This is a genomic window from Pantoea sp. SIMBA_079, from assembly GCF_046940275.1.
GTDB lineage: Bacteria > Pseudomonadota > Gammaproteobacteria > Enterobacterales > Enterobacteriaceae > Pantoea > Pantoea borealis.
Map to the genome: position 1 here is coordinate 1 of NZ_JAWRYR010001010.1, position 230 is coordinate 230.

1 protein-coding gene is annotated in these 230 nt (G+C 60.0%); it reads left to right on the plus strand.

What is annotated here, in order from left to right:
* The coding region (locus SB719_RS22970; protein ID WP_412160161.1) for an ATP-binding cassette domain-containing protein at positions 1-230 on the plus strand (230 nt) is incomplete at both ends.

Sequence of the window (230 nt, forward strand, 5' to 3'; positions counted from 1 at the left end):
GGCGGATCGTTATCCCTATCAGATGTCCGGCGGCCAGCAGCAGCGCGTGGCACTGGCCCGCGCGCTTGCCACCAAGCCGCAGGTTCTTCTGCTCGACGAGCCGCTATCGGCGCTGGATGCGAAGATCCGCATATCCTTGCGCGAAGAAATCCGCGCTATCCAGCAGAAGCTCGGTATTACGACCGTATTCGTCACCCACGATCAGGAAGAAGCGTTGTCGATCTCTGATC